General features: G+C 62.7%; 11 protein-coding genes. 4 read left to right on the top strand and 7 right to left on the bottom strand.

Features of this window, described 5'->3' with window-relative positions:
- Positions 1–3 precede the first annotated feature (3 nt).
- Positions 4–1,668 (top strand): AMP-binding protein, encoded by a 1,665-nt coding sequence (locus tag BS300_RS17550; protein ID WP_071914319.1) that lies wholly within the window; start codon positions 4–6, stop codon positions 1,666–1,668.
- Between the two features lie 112 nt (positions 1,669–1,780).
- On the opposite strand, the gene BS300_RS17545 is transcribed toward BS300_RS17550, so the two are convergent.
- From BS300_RS17545 to BS300_RS17535, 3 genes are all read right to left on the bottom strand, one after another.
- On the bottom strand, positions 1,781–2,944 hold the full coding sequence (locus BS300_RS17545; protein ID WP_071914317.1) for a PLP-dependent aspartate aminotransferase family protein: 1,164 nt from the start codon (positions 2,942–2,944) through the stop codon (positions 1,781–1,783).
- A 139-nt stretch (positions 2,945–3,083) separates the two neighbouring features.
- Positions 3,084–4,127, bottom strand: a complete 1,044-nt coding sequence (locus BS300_RS17540) for a 2-oxoglutarate and iron-dependent oxygenase domain-containing protein (protein ID WP_071914315.1) — start codon at positions 4,125–4,127, stop codon at positions 3,084–3,086.
- Between the two features lie 457 nt (positions 4,128–4,584).
- Entirely contained in the window at positions 4,585–5,223 is a 639-nt protein-coding gene (locus BS300_RS17535) for an NAD(P)-dependent oxidoreductase (protein ID WP_071914313.1), read from the bottom strand.
- A 101-nt stretch (positions 5,224–5,324) separates the two neighbouring features.
- Between BS300_RS17535 and BS300_RS17530 the strand changes: the two genes are divergently transcribed.
- On the top strand, positions 5,325–6,209 hold the full coding sequence (locus BS300_RS17530; RefSeq protein ID WP_071914311.1) for a LysR family transcriptional regulator: 885 nt from the start codon (positions 5,325–5,327) through the stop codon (positions 6,207–6,209).
- A gap of 28 nt (positions 6,210–6,237) precedes the next feature.
- On the opposite strand, the gene BS300_RS17525 is transcribed toward BS300_RS17530, so the two are convergent.
- The 3 genes from BS300_RS17525 to BS300_RS17515 are packed head-to-tail and all read right to left on the bottom strand — an operon-like array spanning position 6,238 to position 9,157.
- A complete protein-coding gene (locus BS300_RS17525; RefSeq protein ID WP_143241840.1) occupies positions 6,238–7,464 on the bottom strand; it encodes an MFS transporter in 1,227 nt (408 codons plus the stop codon).
- Positions 7,461–8,360, bottom strand: a complete 900-nt coding sequence (locus BS300_RS17520; protein ID WP_071914309.1) for a pirin-like C-terminal cupin domain-containing protein — start codon at positions 8,358–8,360, stop codon at positions 7,461–7,463. The genes BS300_RS17525 and BS300_RS17520 overlap by 4 nt, the downstream gene beginning before the upstream one ends.
- A 59-nt stretch (positions 8,361–8,419) precedes the next feature.
- A complete protein-coding gene (locus tag BS300_RS17515) occupies positions 8,420–9,157 on the bottom strand; it encodes an isochorismatase family protein (protein WP_041210334.1) in 738 nt (245 codons plus the stop codon).
- A 192-nt stretch (positions 9,158–9,349) separates the two neighbouring features.
- Here BS300_RS17515 and BS300_RS17510 point away from each other — a divergent pair, with 192 nt between their 5' ends.
- A complete protein-coding gene (locus tag BS300_RS17510) occupies positions 9,350–10,285 on the top strand; it encodes a LysR substrate-binding domain-containing protein (protein WP_071914307.1) in 936 nt (311 codons plus the stop codon).
- A 6-nt stretch (positions 10,286–10,291) separates the two neighbouring features.
- On the opposite strand, the gene BS300_RS17505 is transcribed toward BS300_RS17510, so the two are convergent.
- Positions 10,292–11,200: a LysR substrate-binding domain-containing protein gene (locus tag BS300_RS17505; protein ID WP_071914305.1), complete on the bottom strand. Its 909-nt coding sequence runs from the start codon at positions 11,198–11,200 to the stop codon at positions 10,292–10,294.
- Positions 11,201–11,505: 305 nt separating this feature from the next.
- On the opposite strand from BS300_RS17505, the gene metE reads away from it, so the two are divergent.
- Entirely contained in the window at positions 11,506–13,770 is a 2,265-nt protein-coding gene (metE, locus tag BS300_RS17500) for a 5-methyltetrahydropteroyltriglutamate--homocysteine S-methyltransferase (protein ID WP_071914303.1), read from the top strand.
- The last annotated feature ends 139 nt before the right edge of the window (positions 13,771–13,909 follow it).

Raw genomic sequence — 13,909 nt, 5'->3', positions numbered from 1 at the left:
ACTATGGCTTCAGCCTCACGTATTGCCAAAAAACTGCCGCTCGAGATGCTCTATCACTGGGAGCGGCAGTGTCCTGATCGAACCTATCTGCGTCAAACCATCAACCGCGAATATATCGATTTCACCTGGGGTGAAGTGGCCGATGAAGCGCGGCGCATGGTGACGGCCCTGCGTCATCTGGGGCTGGTTGCCGGCGATAAAGTGGCGCTGCTTTCCAAAAACTGCGCCCAGTGGTTTATCGCCGATCTGGCGATGCAGATGGGGCAGTACGTGAGCGTGCCCATCTACCCGACCGCCAACGTCGATACCATCGAATATGTACTGCGCCACAGCGAGGCCAAGGCGATCTTCGTTGGCAAGCTCGATGACTGGAAGAGTCAGGAGGCGGGGGTGCCTGCCGATCTGCTGCGTATCGCCTTTCCCTACGACACCATGCCGGCCAGCTACCAGTGGGATGATCTGCTGGAAACACACGAGCCCATCCCCGACAGCCCGGTGCAGGAGCCTGATTCCCTGCTGAGCCTGGTCTATACCTCCGGCAGTACCGGCAAGCCGAAAGGGGCCATGCTGACCGTCGAGCGTTATGCGTGGTCGTGCGAGAAGTTGGTGGAGACGGTGAACCTGACCCAGGCTGATCGCGGTTTCTCTTACCTGCCGCTGGCCCACATCACCGAGCGGGTCTACATCTACGGCGGCAGCCTGTTTGGCGGCGCCACCATCGCCTTCCCCGAATCCCTCGACACCTTCGTTGAAGACGTCAAGCGCTGCCGCCCTACCGTATTTATCTCGGTACCGCGGCTGTGGGCCATGTTCCGCATCAAGATCCACGAGAAGCTGCCCCAGAAGAAACTCGAACTGCTGCTCAAGATCCCGCTGGTCTCCAGCCTTATCAAGAGCAAGCTGAAAAAGGGGCTGGGGCTGGATCAGGCACGGGTGTTGGGCTGCGGTTCTGCGCCGGTCTCCCCTGCGCTGCTTGAGTGGTATCTGAGCATCGGTCTCAAGGTGACCGAAGCGTGGGGCATGACCGAGAACCACGCGTTTTCGACCATCAACTACCCGTTTCGCGCCGACAAGATCGGTACCGTCGGCAAGGCGGGGCCCGGGGTGACCATCAAGATCTCCGACGAGGGAGAGATCCTCTGTCGCTGTGAAGGGATGATGGTGGGTTATTACAAGGATCCCGAGCACAGTGCCGAGGCCATCGATGCCGAGGGGTGGCTCCACACCGGCGACATGGGCAAGCTGGACAAGGAGGGTTATCTCACCATCACCGGTCGGATGAAGGATGTGTTCAAGACCGCCAAGGGCAAGTATGTGGCGCCGGTGCCCATCGAAGGGATGCTGGGGCAGGAGCCCATTATCGAGCAGCTCTGCGTGATTGGTTATGGCATGCCCCAGCCTGTCGCGCTGGTGCAGCTGGCCGAGAGCGCAGCCAAAGGAAATCGGGATGAGGTCGTGGCCAGACTGGAGGCTGCGCGGGTGCGGGTCAACGACCAGCTGGAGTCCCACGCCAAGATCCGCGGCATTCTGGTGGTGAAAACTCCCTGGAATATCGAGAATGGCGTGCTGACTCCCACCATGAAGATCAAGCGCCACCTGCTGGAGCAAAAATATGCCCATGTTGGGGAGCGCTGGCCTTCATCGCAAGTGGTGGTGTGGGAGGAGTAAATCCCCCATTTTCCACATCGCGACAAACAACAACGGCCCTTGATGGGCCGTTGTTGTGTCTGGGGGTTATTCACTCGCCGCTGTTTTGTCGGCGAGTAAAAAGCGCGCCCGGTTAGATCTGCGCCAGTGCGGCAGCCAGATCGGCGATCAGATCGTCTGCATCTTCCACCCCGATACTGAAGCGGATGAGGTCGTCATTGACCCCGGCGGCGAGGCGACTTGCCTCGTCCATGGCGGCGTGAGTGGTACTGGCCGGATGGCAGGCAAGACTCTCGAGATCGCCCAGGCTCACCGCCTGCACGAACAGTTGCAGGTTGTCGAGCAGGGTGGCGCAGCGTGCAAACCCTCCTTCAAGTTCAATGCTCACCATGCCGCCAAAGCCGCTGGCGAAGGCGCCGAGGGCATCATGGCCCGGATGGTTGGCAAGCCCCGGGTAGATCACCCTCTTCACCGCCGGATGGGCGGCCAGAAACTCGGCCACTTTCTGGGCATTGTGCAGGTGGGCATCCATCCGCAGCGGCAGGGTCTTGACCCCGCGCTGCAGCAGGTAGGCCTCCTGCGGGCCGATGGGGGAGCCGATATGCTTGAGGGCCACGGTGCGGATGGACTTCATCAGGGCGTGAGAGCCCGCCACCACCCCGGCGATGATGTCGCCGTGGCCGCCCAGATATTTGGTGCCGCTGTGCATCACCACGTCGACCCCGAGCTCCAGCGGGCGCAGCAGGTAGGGGGTGAGGAAGGTGTTGTCACACACTGTGATGGCGCCCACCTTGCGGGCCGCTTCCACCACCAGCCGCGGATCCACCACCTTGAGGGTGGGGTTGGTCAGGGTTTCGAACAGTACCACCTTGGTGGCAGGGCGGATGTTGGCCAGCAGATCCCGATCGCTCTCGTAGGCGGTGACCTTGATACCGGCGCGGCTGAAAGTCTGCTTGAGGAAGGCATCGGTGCCGCCGTAGAGTGGGCCGATATAGGCCACCTCATCGCCGCTGTCGGCCAGCGCATACATGATGGCGCTCACTGCCGCCATACCGCTCGCCACCACCAGCGCCTCATCTGCACCTTCGAGGGCTGCCAGCTTCTGCTCCAGCTCGGCGGTGGTGGGGTTGCCAAAGCGGCTGTAGATAAAGCCGGGGGCTTGACCTGCAAAGCGCTCCTTGCCCGCCTGGGCGTTGAAGTAGCTGAAGGTGCTGCTCTGGTAGAGCGGGGTGGTGAGGGCGCCGGTCTGGGGGTCGATCCGCTGGCCGCTGTGTACGCTCATGGTCTTGAATTTCATCGTGTTGCTCCGTGATGGCCAGGCTCTGGCCATGACTGGTTGTGTTTTGTTGTTCGTTACATGTTGTGTTTTGTCTGGGCGGGTATATCCATGCTGCTTGTGGCTCATGCATATACCCGCCTAGGGATCTTTGCGCTGCTTAGGCCGGTACCGCTTCGCTCTCTGTGCGTGGGAGGCGCGCTGGTTCCACCGGCCCATAGTGACGCGCCGCCACATCCGGGTGGGAGCGCAGCCGCCCTTTCAACACGTTCTCCCCAACCTGATAGAAGAGCGGGTTGGTCGGGTCACTCTCCGGCCCTTTCGCCTGCGCGGCCAGCTCGGGGGAGAGGCTGAGTAGTGGCACGCTGGCATCGAGCCGCGCCGCCATAAAGAAGGCGCAGGAGAGGCGCGAGACGCCGGGCGGCGGGCTTACCACCCGATGCAGGGTCGCCTTGAGATAGCCGTTGGAGGCCAGCTCAAGCAGCTCGCCGATATTGACCACCAGCGCACCCGGCAGGGGGGGCGCGGAGATCCAGCCGTTGGCCGTCTCGACCTCAAGCCCCGAATGATTGTCCTGCATCACCAGCGTCAGGTAGCCGGGATCCTTGTGGGCGCCGACCCCCTGACTGCTGCCGCCCGCCTCTTGCCCCGGGTAATGAATCAGCTTCATGTGCTGGTAGGGGGCGCCGCGGATGCTGTCGTCAAACACGTTGGCCGGTTGCTCCAGCACCTCGGCAAAAGCGGCCAGCAGGGTGAGAGTGATGTCGCTCAGCCGATCCTGCCACGCCAGCAGATGGGCTTTCATCTCTGGCAGGGCGGTCGGCCACTGGTTGGGGCCGATCAGCCGCTGCCAGGGTTCACGGATCAGGGCCGCAGGCAGGGCTTGCGCCTCATTCATGATATCGAACTGCTCCCGCAGATCCGGCCGCGCTCGGGTCAGCTCGGCACCGACCCGGTTGTAGCCGCGAAAGTGGGGGCTGTTGACCATCTGCACTGCCAGCTTCTCCTGCTCCGGCAGGGCAAAGAAGCGCTCTGCCAGCGCCAGAGTCTCTCGCTGCTCGGCGTCACTCAGGCCATGCCCTGTCAGATAGAAAAAGCCGACGTCGCGGGCGGCCGCGGCCAGCCGGGCCAGCATAGGGCGACGCAGGTCGGGTGCCCCGTTGAGGGCAGCCAGATCGATGATCGGCAGTGGTGAATGTTCCATGTGCACCTCCTCACTCTTTCGTTATCTCTGGCGCCATCTCTTCTGCTGCCTCTGGTGCGGGCAGGCTTGATGAGCGGCAAACGGGATGGCGCGACAGTGTGGCGGTATGCGCTTGCGGTGTGGCGCCATCTGGAATGAAGGGGATGCTACTGTTCGGTGTTATAAGACGGAAACAACGAATTATTCTTAGTTATATACAAAATTCGAAATGGAATTCGGCGCTTGATGGGCTGACGGGTTTTTGCGCAGCCATTGCGGGGTAAAGGTGAAATAAAGGTGAAATGATGAGGGGGAGAGTGATAACCAGAGGCAAGCTACCAGCGGCGATAATGACCAAAACAGAAAATGGCCAAAACAGAAGGGAGGCGGATGCCTCCCTTCTGTTTGCGCGGGTGTTCACCTGACCGGGTGCTCAGGCGAGTGACCGCGCATTCTGGCCTTAACCGGTTGCTGGCTCTCAGTAACCCAGGGTAAAGCGCTGGCGCAGGTGAGCCGGTTTTTCCACCTCGTTCAGCACGCCATCGGCCAGATCTCCGGCGGTGATCCCGGCAGGCTGTTCGCCACTAAAGAGCACCTGATCGCCACCAATCCGATAGCCGCCGCGCTTCTCACCCGGCTCCAGGAACACCGGAGGAGAGACAAAGCGCCAGTCGAGGGCGGTTTCACGACGCAGGGCGGTGAGACCGTCGCGGGCCGCCAGCGCCCCCTGTTTCCACTCGGCCGGAAACTCCGGGGTATCCACCAGTTGTACGCCGGGGGCGACCTCCAGACTGCCGGCGCCACCTACTACCAGCAGCCAGCTGTTGGCCGCTTTGGCTGCTGCGACAATCGCGTTGGCACCCTTGAGGTACTGGTCGTAGATATCCGGTGTGGTCCAGCCCGGGTTGTAGGCGCTGATCACCCGATCGTGCCCCTTGAGCACCTCGGCCAATGCCTGCGGGTTTTGGGCATCCACCGCCACGGCGGTGACCTGCGGATGGGCGGCCACCTTGCTGACATCGCGGACGATGGCGGTGACGTGATGGCCACGGTTGATAGCCTCGCTCAGGATGGCTGAACCGACAAAACCACTGGCACCGATCAGGGCAATCTTCATGGGGAACTCTCCTTCACTGTTGGAATGGGGCTATCCTACGCCGCCAGTTATGATTTAATAATCGCCTATAAAATGCATTCACTTGTAAGCTGGATTTAATAATGGAGCAGCTCAGACGTTACGCCATCTTCGCCGCCGTGGTGGAGGCGGGCAGCATGACAGGGGCGGCCAAATCCCTCGGCATGACCCCCTCTGCCGTCAGTCAGCATATCAGCCAGCTGGAGAGCCTGCTCGGGCTGCCCCTGCTCCATCGCTCCACCCGTCGCCTTAGTTTGACCGAGGCGGGAGAGGTGGTGTGGCAAGGGTGCCGAGCGTTGCAGCAGACCCTGAGCGAGACCGAACTGCGCCTCTCGGAGGTGCGCGACGCCCTGCTCGGTGAAGTGCGGATCACCGCCCCGGTGGGGATGGCGGGCCAGCCGCTGGCCCTGGCATTGTCCCCGCTGTTGCAGGCCCACCCCGGCCTCACTATCCAGATCATCGCCGACGACGAGAAACGGGATCTGATAGCCGAGCGGATCGACGTGGCATTGCGGGTCGGCACCTTGCCAGATTCGACCCTGGTGGCCCGCAAACTGGGACAAACCCGGATGCTGCTCTGCGCCGCTCCCGCCTATCTGGCGCGCAAGGGAACGCCGCGCACGCCCGCCGATCTGGCCACCCACGACTGGCTCTGCGGCGACATGCTGGGCAACGGTTTGCTGCTGCTTGACGAGAAGGGGGGTGAGCACAGGGTGAGGTTCAAGGCCAAGGTGCTCTGCAACAACGTGTTGCCCCTGCGCCAGTTTGCGCTGGCGGGGCAGGGGATCTCGCTACAACCGGAGGGAGAAATTGGCGAGGATCTGGCGCAGGGGCGTCTGCTCGAACTGCTGCCCGGTTTTCGGGTTGCGCCGATGGAGATCCACGCCATCACGCCGCAGCGGGAGATCCCGGAGAAGGTGCGGCGGGTGGTGGAGGCGCTGCGCAGCTACTTCGCAGGCGCCTCCTGACACATATCAATGCGGCTTGGCCTGGCTGTCAGTTGGGCTCTTGCCCGCCAACGAACGGGCGGCGCCACAGATAGAGTCCGATTGCCAGCAGCAAGCCGCCCAGAAAGAGCCAGCGAGCGCTCCCCCATTGGCCGTTGTCCGTCATCAGGGCCGCCAGCAACAGGGGGCCAAGCAGCTGACCGAGGTTGGCGAGCTGGACAAAAAATCCCTGCACGATGGCCAGTTGTACCGGCCCCTGACTCACTCCCTGTGCTGACGAGAGGATAGCCGGCGGCGCCATACCACCCGACAGGGAGAGGACGAGGCACAATCCATAGGCCCACCACGGCGACAGGCCGGGCCAGAAGGCGAGCATGCCGCACAGCGCCATCAGACTCAGTGCCCAGCAGATGAGCCGATCTCGCGCCACGCCCCGGCGCAGCAGCCATGCCCCCATCAGGTTGCCGGGAATATTGGCGACCACCGCCAGCGCCGAGAGCAGGGCGATCTGGCTTTGGCCAATCCCGGGAGTGCCTTGCAACATGGTTGGCAGCCAGACAAAGAGCGCCCATAGCATCAGGCTGTAGAGCGTGAACGCCAACCCGTAGCGCCAGAGAGCCTTCTGCCGGAGCACCGTGAGTTGGCGCAGCGGGTGGCCCGAGTTGATCGAGTGTTGGGGTGCCCAGACCCGCAGTTTATCTGCCGAGCGACTGGCGAGCAGAAGCAGCAGGGCCGAGAGTTGCAGAGCCATCAGGATCAGCCAGGCCAGTCGCCAGCCACCTTGCGCCGTGAGCCAGGGGGTGAGCAGCATACCCGCCGCCGCACCGAGGGGCAGGTTGACCGCCCACAGACTCAGGGCCAGTCGCTTATCCTCCTCCCGGGTCACCGCCACGATAAAGGCGGGCATGGCCACCGAGACCAGCAAAAAGCCAATCCCCTCGACAATGCGCGACAGCAGCATCATGGCCAGCCCGGTGGCGGGCAGTGCCAACGCCCCGCCTGCCACGATAACCAGCAGCCCGACAACCCCGGTTTGCCGCCCACTCCAGCGAGTCAGCAACAGGCCGAGAAAGAGGCTGCAGAGGATCGCCAGCGTATTGAAAGCCGAGGCGAGATAGCTGGCTTCAACCAGTGTCAGCCCCAGCTCGCTGCGCAGTATGCCGAGCACGGCGGGCACTTTGCCAAGGCAGAGGGCGCCGCTAGCACCGGCGAAAATGGCGAGGAAGACCAGAGGCCAGCGCGTGCTTTGTGGCTGGTGGCCAGCGAGCGTGTTCATGGCTGAAATTGGCCGTTGTGCAGCCACTCATCGTTGAGCTGGCCAAATTCGCCGCGCTGATAGGCATGCAGCCGATCCGCAATGGCGTCGTGGCTGTTCATCACGAAGGGGCCATGTTTGACCAGGGGTTCATTGAGCGCCTGGCCTGAGAGCAGCACGAAGTGACAGCGCTCGGTGGCTTCAAGCTGCAGAGCCACCGCCTCGCCGCCGTCGGCAGGGAGGCTTATCCCCATCCCGTGACTTGCCGGGATGAGGTGCCGCTCTCCCTCAGCCTGCAGGGTCAGCGATCCGGTCAGGGGATAGATCATGGCATTCCAGCCAGCCGCCAGCAGATGGGTGAAGCGGCTACCTGCCTCGCTATTGCCATCGAGCAGGGTAAAGGGTTGGGGCAGTTCTGCCGAGTGTGGTGCCGTTATGTCGTTGCTGTGGCCTGCGACCACCCGTACTCGCACCCCTTTGCCATGAAATTCGGGGATGGTGGCAGCGGCTGCGTGGACGGCAAAAGGCGACGCCATCTTCTGACGAGCAGGCAGGTTGACGAAGATCTGCAGGGCGTGGACATAGGGCGATTCCCCCTCCGGCTGCTCGGTATGCACGGCCCCGCGCCCGGCCGCCAGCCAATGCAGCGCTCCCGGTTCGATGGGGCCCTGATTGCCGAGGGAGTCGTAGTTGACGTGGGGGCTCGTCGAATCTTCGAACAGATAGGTGACGGCAGAGATCCCGGCATGGGGGTGGGGCTCGAAGGTGGGGGCGGTCATCTGGAAGTGATCCACCATCACCACGGGGTCTATCAGACCGTTGAAAAAATGTTCGCCAAAATGGCGGGCTTCAAAGCCGCTGCCAATGCGCAGCGGTTGGCCCTTGACGGGGTCGGAGAGAGTCAGGCGTCTGGTCATCGATATAACCTCTTGAAGACAAAAGAAGCCTTCGGTCATCTGACCGAAGGCGGGGCGAGTTACGACTTCTTGGCACCCTCTTGCATCTGCCACACCAGGGTGGCGAAAGGCATGTCGAGGGCGCTGTAGACATCGTGCGCCTTGGGGTCGACGTTGCTGCGCAGCATCTCGACCGCGGCGGAGGCGTAGTCGGTGACCGGGATACCGGCCCCCAGCAAGCGTTGCAGCCCAGTGGTGCGCTTGGCTTCGTTGAAGGTGCCGGAAGCATCGAGCACCACCCGGGCATCATAGCCGGCAGCCTTGGCAGAGAGGGCCGGGAAGCTGGCGCAGATCTCGAGGGATACCCCGGCGATGATCAGTTGTTTGCGGCCGGTCTTCTCAATGGCGGCGCGCACGGCAGGATCGTCCCAGGCGTTGATGACGGTGCGGTTGATCACCTTCACATCCGGCAGGGCACTGGTCAGTTCGGGCATGGTGGGGCCCCACATCCCATCGGGCATAGTGGCGGTCACGATCACCGGCACGCCGAGGGCGCGGGCGGCGTTGGCCAGCGCCACCACGTTGTGCTTGAGCTCGCCCACCGTGGTGTCGCGCACGCCGCTCAGCAAACCGACCTGATGGTCGACCAGCAGCAGTACCGCATTGTCTCGGGAGAGCATCTCCAGATAGCGGTTCGGTGATACGGTCGGATGGCTGGCAGCCTCGGCGGCCATGGCCGGTGTCGCTGTGGTGGCCAGCGTGGCGGTCAGGGTCGCCAGACCGAGCAGGGTGGCAGAGCAGATTTGTCGCAGTTTCATGGTGAACTCCTTGTGATATCGGAACAGTCAAACGGCCTTTGCTGGTGGGGCGGATTGCCCGCGCAGCAACCGTCTGATGGGGACAGGGCCATTATGATGGCTGCAAAAATGGCGACAATCTGGTGAAATAGGTTCTTATCGTTCCGCCAATGGAACGATGTGAATGCACCTCACCCTGACCAAGGCAGCCCGATGACACCACTGGAACTTGATTTGAATGATCTCTATCTCTTCACCCATGTGGTGCAGCGGCAGGGATTCACCGCTGCCGCGCGGGCACTTGGCGTACCCAAGTCGCGGATCTCGCGCAGGATCAGGCTGCTGGAGGAACGGCTGGATGCCCGGCTGCTGCAACGTACCTCGCGCCAACTCAGCCTGACCGATGCCGGTGAGGTGCTCTATCGCCACTGTCAGGCGATGCTGGCCGAGGCGCAGGCCGGAGAGGCGGCTGTGCGGCAACGGCAGCAGGAGCCGAGCGGTCTGGTGCGGATCAGCGTGCCCATTACCATTGCCGATGCGCTGCTCGCCCGCTTGCTGCCCGTGTTTATGGCGCAATACCCCAAGGTGAGACTCACCGTGCAAGCCAACAATCGGCAGGTGGATCTGCTGGAGGAGGGGCTGGATGTGGTGATCCGCGGGGTGGCCTTCGAGCAGCCCCCCTCCAGTCTGGTGCAGGTACCGCTCTGTACGGTGCAGTGGGGCGTGCTGGCTGCCCCAACGTGGCTCTCTCGCCACGGTGCATTGATGCATCCGCGCCAGCTGGAGGGAGAGGATGCCCTGCTCTTCAGCTCGCTGGAGCGTCAGGCCGATCTGTTGCGGCTGCGGCACGACAGTGGGGAGAGTGAGGAGGTGGCGGTCAATGTGCTGTTGCGCAGCGACAATATGCAAACCCTCAAGCAGGCGGCGCTGGCGGGGCTAGGAATGGTGGGCTTGCCACTTTACGCCTGCGTGAATGAGCTGGCGGATGGGCGGCTGCAACAACTGCTGCCCGAGTGGCGTCCCAAAGATGGCAAGCTGGTGATGCTCTACCCAGCGCGGCGCGGCCTGTCACCGGCGGTCAGAGCCCTCATCGACTTTATCAAGGCAAAGTTGCCTGCACTGCTCGCAGAGGTCGGCCAGCCCCGCTGAGGAGGGTTATCCCTCCATCTTGGTGCGAATGCGCTCGAACAGGCTCTGCAGGCAGGCTTGATCCCGATCGGCGGCCCGTACCGCGCCATACATATGACGGCGAATACCGCTGCCGAGGGGGCGGGAGCAGAGCATCCCCTGTCTGACAAACTCGTCGCTGGCCCAGCGCGGCAGGGCGGCGACCCCGAGTCCTGCTGCGGCCATCTGCAGCATCACCGAGGTGTTGTCCACCGGCTTGCAGCGGGCGGGCTCCACCCCGGCGGGTTGCAAAAAGCGGCTGAAGATATCTATGCGGCTGCGCTCCACCGGGTAGACCAGCAGCACCTCCGGCACCAGATCGCCCGGCTCGATGCGGCTCTGGTGGCAGAGGGGGTGATCCGGCGCCATCACCAGAGTCAGATCGAAGGAAAACAGCGGCTCGAAGTGGAGATCGCCGCGGGCCTGCACATCGGAGGTGAGCAGCAGATCGAGTTGACCGCCGAGCAGGGCATTGATGGCATCAAAACCCGGCACCGACTCCACCTCCAGATCCACGCCGGGCCACTGGCGGCGAAATTCCGGCAACAGCGGCAGCAGCCACTGGATGCAGCTGTGGCAATCGAGCGCCAGATGCAGCCTGCCCGCATCGCCGCTCTGTAGGGCCTGCAGCTGCTTCTCGGTCTGGGCCAGGGCGGGCAACACCTGACGGGCGAGGGCGAGCAGCTGGCTGCCCGCTGCGGTCAGCACCAGCGGGCGGCTCTTGCGCAGGTAAAGCTCCAGATTGAGACGGGTCTCCAGCTCTTTGAGCTGGTGGGAGAGGGCGGACTGGGTGAGGTTGAGGGTCAGCGCCGCACCGGCCAGCGAGCCCTGTTCGGCCAGCGCGGTCAATGTTTTCAAGTGTTTGATCTCTATCCCTGCATTGCTTGGCACTGCCATAAGATGGCTCCTTGTGAGATTGCGTCTGGCGCTGATAATGCTGTAGGCGGTGGCTTGGCCTTTAGCCTCCTGCGCCTCTTTATCCTGCCTTCTTGCTTGCTCCTGCACTTCTTTGCACATGCAAAATCGGCCTCTGTATCCTCGCGGTGAACCTGTTCGGCGGTCAGTTGAGGATTATTTGAGAGCCACTTGAAGAGGATTCAATAGCCAGCGTCACCTTATCTTGTCATTTTGGATGTGTAAACATCTGGATGGCTAAATCATCCAGTTTCCCATCAGATGAATGAGCATAAGGAAATGAACCTATGACACGAGCACACACCCTGGGCTTCCCCCGTATCGGCGCCAAGCGCGAGCTGAAATTTGCCCTCGAATCCTACTGGCGTGGCGAGACCACTCAGGCCGAACTCGTTGCCGTGGGCAAGACGCTGCGTGAGCGCCACTGGCAGGCCCAGCACGGCGCCGGGGTCAATCTGCTGCCGGTGGGCGACTTTGCCTGGTACGATCAGGTGCTCGGCACCAGCCTGCTGGTGGATGCGGTGCCTGCCCGTCACCGTCATGGCGAGACCGATCTCGACACCCTGTTCCGGGTGGCCCGCGGCCGTGCGCCGACCGGCCCGGCGGCGGCCGCCGCCGAGATGACCAAATGGTTCAACACCAACTATCACTATCTGGTGCCGGAATTCAGCCGTGATCAGCGCTTCAAACTGGGCTGGAGCCAGCTGTTTGACGAGGTAGAAGAGGCCAAAGCGCTGGGGCTGCCGGTCAAGGCGGTGCTGCTGGGGCCGGTCTCTTACCTCTGGCTTGGCAAGGAGAAAGAGAGTGGCTTCTCTCGCCTTGAACTGCTCGATCGCCTGCTGATTGTCTATCAGGAGATCCTGGCCAAGTTGGCCGCCCAAGGGGTGGAGTGGGTACAGATCGATGAGCCGGCGCTGACGCTGGACTTGCCGGACGAGTGGCGCCTCGCCTACCTCAACGCCTACGAGCGCCTCGCGGGCCCCTGCAAGCTGCTGCTCACCACCTATTTCGGCTCGGTGGCCCATCAGCGCGACATTATCACCAGCCTCAAGATAGATGGCCTGCATCTGGATCTGGTGGCTGCCCCCGAGCAGCTGGAGACCCTGGTGCCGCATCTGCCCGCCCAGTGGGTCATCTCCGCCGGGGTGATCAACGGCCGCAACGTCTGGCGTGCCAATCTGTCCAAGCTGGCGCCGACTCTGAAGGCACTGAAAGCCAGACTCGGCGAGCGGCTCTGGGTGGCCTCATCCTGTTCCTTGCTGCATAGCCCGGTGGACTTGACCCTGGAGCAGGAGCTGGATCCCCAGACCCGCAGCTGGTTCGCTTTCGCCCTGCAAAAATGCTTCGAGCTGGGACTGCTCAGAGAGTATCTGGATGGGGGAGAGCTCGACAAAATCACCGCCTACAGCCAGCCCATCGTGGATCGGGAGTCTGACAGCCGGGTGCACAAGAAGGCGGTGCAGTCACGGCTCGCCAGCCTCACCAACAGCGATTTTGATCGCCACAGCCCCTATCCGGTCAGGGCCGAGCTGCAGCGCTCGGATCTCAAGCTGCCGCTGCTGCCCACCACCACCATCGGCTCCTTCCCGCAGACCTCGCAGATCCGGGTATTGCGGCAGGATTGGCGCGCCGGTCGCATCGATGACAGCGCCTACGAGGCGGGCATTAAGGCGGAGATCCGCGATGCCATCGCGCGTCAGGAGGCCATCGGGCTGGACGTGCTGGTACATGGCGAGGCCGAGCGCAATGACATGGTGGAGTATTTCGGTGAACTGCTGGATGGCTTTGCCATCACCCGTTTCGGCTGGGTACAGAGCTATGGCTCCCGCTGCGTCAAGCCGCCGGTGATCACCCGCGACATCGACCGCCCGACCCCCATGACGCTCGAATGGACCCGATTTGCCCAGAGCCTGACCGACAAGCCGGTCAAGGGCATGCTGACCGGTCCTGTGACCATCCTCTGCTGGTCCTTCCCGCGCGAAGACGTGAGCCGCGAGCAATCCGCCCTGCAAATCGGGCTGGCCATTCGCGATGAGGTGGCAGATCTGGAAGCCGCTGGCATCAAGATCATCCAGATCGACGAACCGGCGATCCGCGAAGGTTTGCCCCTGCGTAAGCAGGATCATCAGGCTTATCTCGACTGGGCGGTGCGCGCCTTCCGTCTGAGCGCGAGCCCGGTGGCGGACAGCACCCAGATCCACACCCACATGTGCTACAGCGATTTCAACCTCATCATCGAGGCGGTGGCGGCGTTGGATGCGGATGTGATCACCATCGAGACCAGCCGCAGCCAGATGCAGCTGCTCGAAGCGTTCGAACGCTTCAACTACCCCAACGAGATTGGCCCGGGCGTCTACGACATCCACTCGCCAAATGTGCCGAGCCAGAGCTGGATTGAGGGGTTGCTGCGCAAGGCCGCCAAACAGATCCCGGCCGAGCGGCTCTGGGTCAACCCGGATTGCGGCCTCAAGACCCGCGGCTGGGAAGAGACGGAAGCCGCCCTCAAGGTGATGGTCGATGCCACCAAGGCACTGCGTGCCGAGCTGGCGTAACCGGCAAGCCGTGACCGCTATCGGTAAGGTGGCGTGCTGAAAAACGAACGAGAGAGGGGAAGCCACTGCTTCCCCTCTCATTTTTCGTTGGCCACTTTTTCCACAGGATCCTGAACCTTGCTGCAGCCCGCTTTGCACT

It is taken from the genome of Aeromonas sp. SCS5 (assembly GCF_001887375.1).
GTDB lineage: Bacteria > Pseudomonadota > Gammaproteobacteria > Enterobacterales > Aeromonadaceae > Aeromonas > Aeromonas jandaei.
This window is presented reverse-complemented; position numbering and strand designations above follow the sequence as displayed.

Excerpts from the sequence above, each read along its gene's own strand:
- BS300_RS17520 (WP_071914309.1), bottom strand. The coding sequence starts at position 8,360 with ATGACCAGACGCCTGACTCTCTCCGACCCCGTCAAGGGCCAACCGCTG.
- BS300_RS17535 (WP_071914313.1), bottom strand. The coding sequence starts at position 5,223 with ATGAAGATTGCCCTGATCGGTGCCAGTGGTTTTGTCGGTTCAGCCATC.
- BS300_RS17550 (WP_071914319.1), top strand. The coding sequence starts at position 4 with ATGGCTTCAGCCTCACGTATTGCCAAAAAACTGCCGCTCGAGATGCTC.
- BS300_RS17545 (WP_071914317.1), bottom strand. The coding sequence starts at position 2,944 with ATGAAATTCAAGACCATGAGCGTACACAGCGGCCAGCGGATCGACCCC.
- BS300_RS17530 (WP_071914311.1), top strand. The coding sequence starts at position 5,325 with ATGGAGCAGCTCAGACGTTACGCCATCTTCGCCGCCGTGGTGGAGGCG.
- BS300_RS17510 (WP_071914307.1), top strand. The coding sequence starts at position 9,350 with ATGACACCACTGGAACTTGATTTGAATGATCTCTATCTCTTCACCCAT.
- BS300_RS17540 (WP_071914315.1), bottom strand. The coding sequence starts at position 4,127 with ATGGAACATTCACCACTGCCGATCATCGATCTGGCTGCCCTCAACGGG.
- BS300_RS17515 (WP_041210334.1), bottom strand. The coding sequence starts at position 9,157 with ATGAAACTGCGACAAATCTGCTCTGCCACCCTGCTCGGTCTGGCGACC.
- metE (WP_071914303.1), top strand. The coding sequence starts at position 11,506 with ATGACACGAGCACACACCCTGGGCTTCCCCCGTATCGGCGCCAAGCGC.
- BS300_RS17505 (WP_071914305.1), bottom strand. The coding sequence starts at position 11,200 with ATGGCAGTGCCAAGCAATGCAGGGATAGAGATCAAACACTTGAAAACA.
- BS300_RS17525 (WP_143241840.1), bottom strand. The coding sequence starts at position 7,464 with ATGAACACGCTCGCTGGCCACCAGCCACAAAGCACGCGCTGGCCTCTG.